The following is a 4,198-nucleotide window of genomic DNA, read 5'->3' as shown; positions in this document are numbered from 1 at the left end:
GTTTCTTTATATTATTTTATCTAGCACAACAGGTTAATTTACACTCTAAAAAAACAGAGTATGTTGCATTTGAACTGTGGAGCAGGCTCATTTTGTACAATTTCTGTTCCATAATTATTTTACATGTACCAGTAAAAAGTATGGATCGCAAATATGAGTACCAAGTCAACTTTTCTCTCGCAATGAAAATCTGTTTTGATTTTCTAAGAGGAGTCGCACCACCAAATCTAGAAAGCCTGATAAGTAAGTATATCCTACCTATCAGGCCCGATAGAAACTATGCCCGCCAGCATAGAGTCCAAAAACCGCTCAGCTTCTCTTACCGTTTTGTATAACATAGAGTAGCTGACAATTCTATTATACACTAATTTTAAGGCAGACGAAAGTCTGTCTTAAAGTCGTGCCTGATATTTATATGATTTTTTGAACGAAGATTGTTTTAATCTTTTTTGTTTACCACATCCTTTTCACGCTAGATGCACACAAATCCATTAATTTGTAAAAAGCTTAACTAAGTGACATTGAATCTGAACAGCTGAAGAAAAGATCCCGGCGGGAACATGTCCTGCCGGGATCAAGCCTAAGTTTTTTATGAAAGAGAGTTATTATTTCTGGTTCTTCTCGACCTCTGCCTTCTTCATTGCGCGAACCTTTGTGGAGAGTCCATAGAGATTGATGAAGCCGGTAGCGTCATGGTGGTCATAGAGATCACCGGTTGTAAAGGAAGCGATGCTCTCGTTGTATAAGGAATACGGGGAAGTTGTGCCCTGCTTGATGATGTTGCCCTTGTAGAGCTTCATCTTGCACTCACCGGTCACATATTCCTGAGTGGACTCAACGAATGCCTGTAATGCCTCCCGTAACGGGCTGAACCACTTTGCGGAGTAAACGACATCAGCGTACTCGTTGTCGATGTTCTTCTTATATTTTAATGTCTCTTTGTCTAAGATCAGTTCCTCTAACTGCTTGTGAGCTTCGAGAAGGATCGTTCCGCCAGGAGTTTCATAAACACCACGGGACTTCATGCCGACCATACGGTTCTCAACGATATCGGTGATGCCGATTCCGTTCTTTCCGCCGAGCTCATTTAATTTTGTGAGGATCTTGGAGAATTTCATCTTCTCGCCATTTAATGCAACCGGGAATCCTTTCTCGAAGGAGATGGAGATCTCAGTCTCTTCATCCGGTGCCTTCTCCGGTGTTACGCCGAGTACGAGCATATGATCGTAGTTCGGAGCCTGTGCCGGATCTTCCAGCTCAAGACCTTCATGGCTGATGTGCCAGATGTTGCGGTCACGGCTGTAGCTGTCGTTCTTCTTGAATGGAAGATCGATGTTATGTTTTGCGCAGTACTCTAATTCTTCCTCACGGGACTGGATATTCCAGGTTCTCCACGGAGCGATGATCTTCATATCCGGGGCAAGGGCCTTGATGCCAAGCTCGAAACGAACCTGATCGTTTCCTTTACCGGTAGCACCGTGGCAGATCGCAACAGCGCCTTCCTTCTTCGCGATATCAACAAGAATCTTCGCGATCAGCGGGCGGGCCATTGCGGTACCGAGGAGATACTTGTTCTCGTAGGTAGCGTTTGCTTTTACGCACGGAGCGATGTACTCGTCGCAGAATTCATCGACAACATGCTCGATATATAATTTGGAAGCTCCGCAGTATTTTGCTCTCTCTTCCAGACCATCTAACTCATTTCCCTGTCCTACGTCGATGCAGACGCAGACTACATCGTAATCATAATTTTCTTTTAACCACGGAATCAGAACTGTTGTGTCGAGTCCGCCGGAATATGCTAAAATAACTTTCTCTTTCATAATTGTTATCCTCCGATCTGTTTCAGACGTTGTTTTCTTTATGCTTCATAAATATACATCCGAATATGCATAATGTCAAGCGTAAAATGCATTTTTATGAAATAAAGTGCATATTATACATAAGCAATGCATAAATTGGGAGAGGCGGGAGGAGAAAGATATGTGCCGGCGGGGTAACTGTTCAGTAGGTCTGCGCACTTGCTGCGCTGACCGTAAGAAAACATAGGCTGGAAGGCAAAAATCCCCTCAGCGAAGCTGATCTGGAATGGATTTTTGCACGTAACTATGAAGGTACTGAATAGTTACCCGGCGGGGAAAATAAAAAGGATCTGGTGGTGGAAAAGCAGAGGGAGAGAGTGGCGGACAGGAAATGAAATCAGGGCGGATGTCAGAATGAAAATCATATAGAGATGGTAGGAAATATAGAGTCAGGATTGACAAGCACTGTGAAATCATGGATAATAGGTTTCAAGACTGCGCCAGCCGCCTGCCATATTGTATGGAAGGATATGGCAGTATCAGAAGACCGGGATAGCTGCGCAGAGAGTAAATATGGAAGGAAACGTGTTCATGGAACAGTGGAACGAATACCTGGAAGCCCTGGCATCCAAGGCACCGACTCCGGGGGGCGGAAGTGCGGCGGCAGTTTACGGCGCCATCGGAACGGCTCTCGGTGAGATGGTGGGGAACCTGACTTCGGGAAAGAAGAAGTTTGCGATATATGAGGAAGATGTCCAGAAGATCCTTGCGAGACTTGGCGGGGCGAGAATGGATTTTATCCGGCTTGAGAAGGCGGACGAGCAGGCGTTTCAGCCACTCTCGGAGGTTTACCGCATGAAGGCGGAGACGAAGGAAGAGAAGACGGAAAAGGAAGAGCGGATGGAAGAATGCCTGAAGGCTGCGGCGAAGGTCCCGATGGAAGTCATGGAGCGGGCGGTCAGCGTGATGGACGATATCGAGTTTCTGGCGCTCCACGGAAGCCGGCTTGCGGTGAGTGACGCGGGTGTCGGGATTCAGGGGATCCGGTCAGCACTTCTCGGAGCGGTCATGAGCGTGTATATCAATACGAAGATGATGAAGGACCGAGAGTATGCCGAGGAGATGAACAGCCAGGCGGAGCTTCTTATAAGGAAGGGAACGGAACAGGCAGACCGGATCTATGGGATTGTATTAAAGGCGGTAAGAGGATGATCACATTAAAAGGTGCAGAGGTTTCTGCGAAAATCAAGGAACAGGTTCTCGCGATGAACGGGAAATTAGGAGGATATGTGCCGACAGCGGCTATCGTCCGCATTGGCGAGCGGCCGGATGATCTCTCCTACGAGAGAAATGTCATGAAACGTATTGCGGCATATGGAATGGAGACAAAGTCATATGTGTATCCGGCGGATATCACAGAGGAGGAGTTCTTTGCGGAGTTCCAGAAGATCAATGATGACGAGGCCATCGACGGAATTCTGTTATTTCGCCCGCTGCCGAAGTATATCAATGAAAAACGTGCGGAGCAGATGATCCGGCCGGAGAAGGACCTCGACGGAATCTGTGCAGTGAATACGGCGAAGGTGTTTGCAGGAGAGAAGGACGGTTTTGCTCCGTGTACGGCTGAGGCGGTCATTGAGGTGTTAAAGGCATTTGATATTCCAATGGAAGGAAAGCGCGCGGTGATCGTCGGACGCAGCATGGTCGTTGGACGTCCGCTGTCCATGTTGATGTTGAAGGAAAACGCGACGGTGACTGTGTGCCATACAAAGACGAAGGACTTAAAGGCAGTCTGCCGGGAAGCGGACATTCTCGTCGCGGCGGCAGGTAAGGCGAAGATGTTAGACGCGTCCTTCTTAAAGGAAGGAGCTGTGCTGATCGACGTTGGAATCAACGTGGATGAGAACGGAAAGCTCTGCGGCGACGTCCTCTGGGAAGGTCTGGAAGAAAAAGCCTCCGCGGCGACCCCGGTCCCGGGCGGCGTCGGAGCTGTGACGACGGCTGTACTGGCGAAGCATCTGGCGATGGCGGCGGAGAGAAAGGTGAATCGGTAAATTTTCTGAATTTTTCGGGAAAGAGCATAAATAAAGGATTTTTCGAACAGGGTCCCCGGCGGGTATAGCCGGGGATTTTTATGTAACAGGAAATTCCGAGGAATTCCCCGTTACATAAAAAGGCACTGACGTGCCAAAGCTGCACACTCGCGCGAAGATGTAGATAGTCGCAAGCGACCGCGCGAGGTGCGAGAATGTGCCAAAGCACATTCTTATTTAGACAGATAAAGAAGGCAGAGTTATCATTTTATTTGATGAAGTTAGCCACCTCTAATTATGCATTAAGCATGATTCTTACAAGGTGCATTTTACGGAGCTCAGCGGTCACCATTCTGTTTTAGA

At 47.7% G+C, this 4,198-nt stretch carries 3 protein-coding genes and 1 pseudogene; 3 read left to right on the top strand and 1 reads right to left on the bottom strand.

All coding sequences use genetic code 11. The features are described from left to right. Positions 1-335 (top strand): annotated as a pseudogene (locus tag DW677_RS18580) (IS4/IS5 family transposase); the annotation flags it as partial. A gap of 270 nt (positions 336-605) precedes the next feature. Here DW677_RS18580 and DW677_RS17595 read toward each other — a convergent pair. Beyond that, complete coding sequence (locus tag DW677_RS17595) at positions 606-1,823, bottom strand: argininosuccinate synthase (RefSeq protein ID WP_117470196.1); 1,218 nt, start codon at positions 1,821-1,823, stop codon at positions 606-608. 570 nt (positions 1,824-2,393) lie between these two features. Here DW677_RS17595 and DW677_RS17590 point away from each other — a divergent pair. Both DW677_RS17590 and DW677_RS17585 read left to right on the top strand, forming a co-directional pair. Next, entirely contained in the window at positions 2,394-3,014 is a 621-nt protein-coding gene (locus DW677_RS17590; protein ID WP_117470225.1) for a cyclodeaminase/cyclohydrolase family protein, read from the top strand. Next, a complete protein-coding gene (locus DW677_RS17585; protein WP_117513100.1) occupies positions 3,011-3,856 on the top strand; it encodes a bifunctional 5,10-methylenetetrahydrofolate dehydrogenase/5,10-methenyltetrahydrofolate cyclohydrolase in 846 nt (281 codons plus the stop codon). Before DW677_RS17590 ends, DW677_RS17585 begins: the two co-directional genes overlap by 4 nt. Positions 3,857-4,198: the final 342 nt, after the last annotated feature.

It is taken from the genome of Clostridium sp. AM25-23AC (assembly GCF_003435125.1).
Classification (GTDB): Bacteria; Bacillota; Clostridia; order Lachnospirales; family Lachnospiraceae; genus Pilosibacter; species Pilosibacter fragilis.
This window is presented reverse-complemented; position numbering and strand designations above follow the sequence as displayed.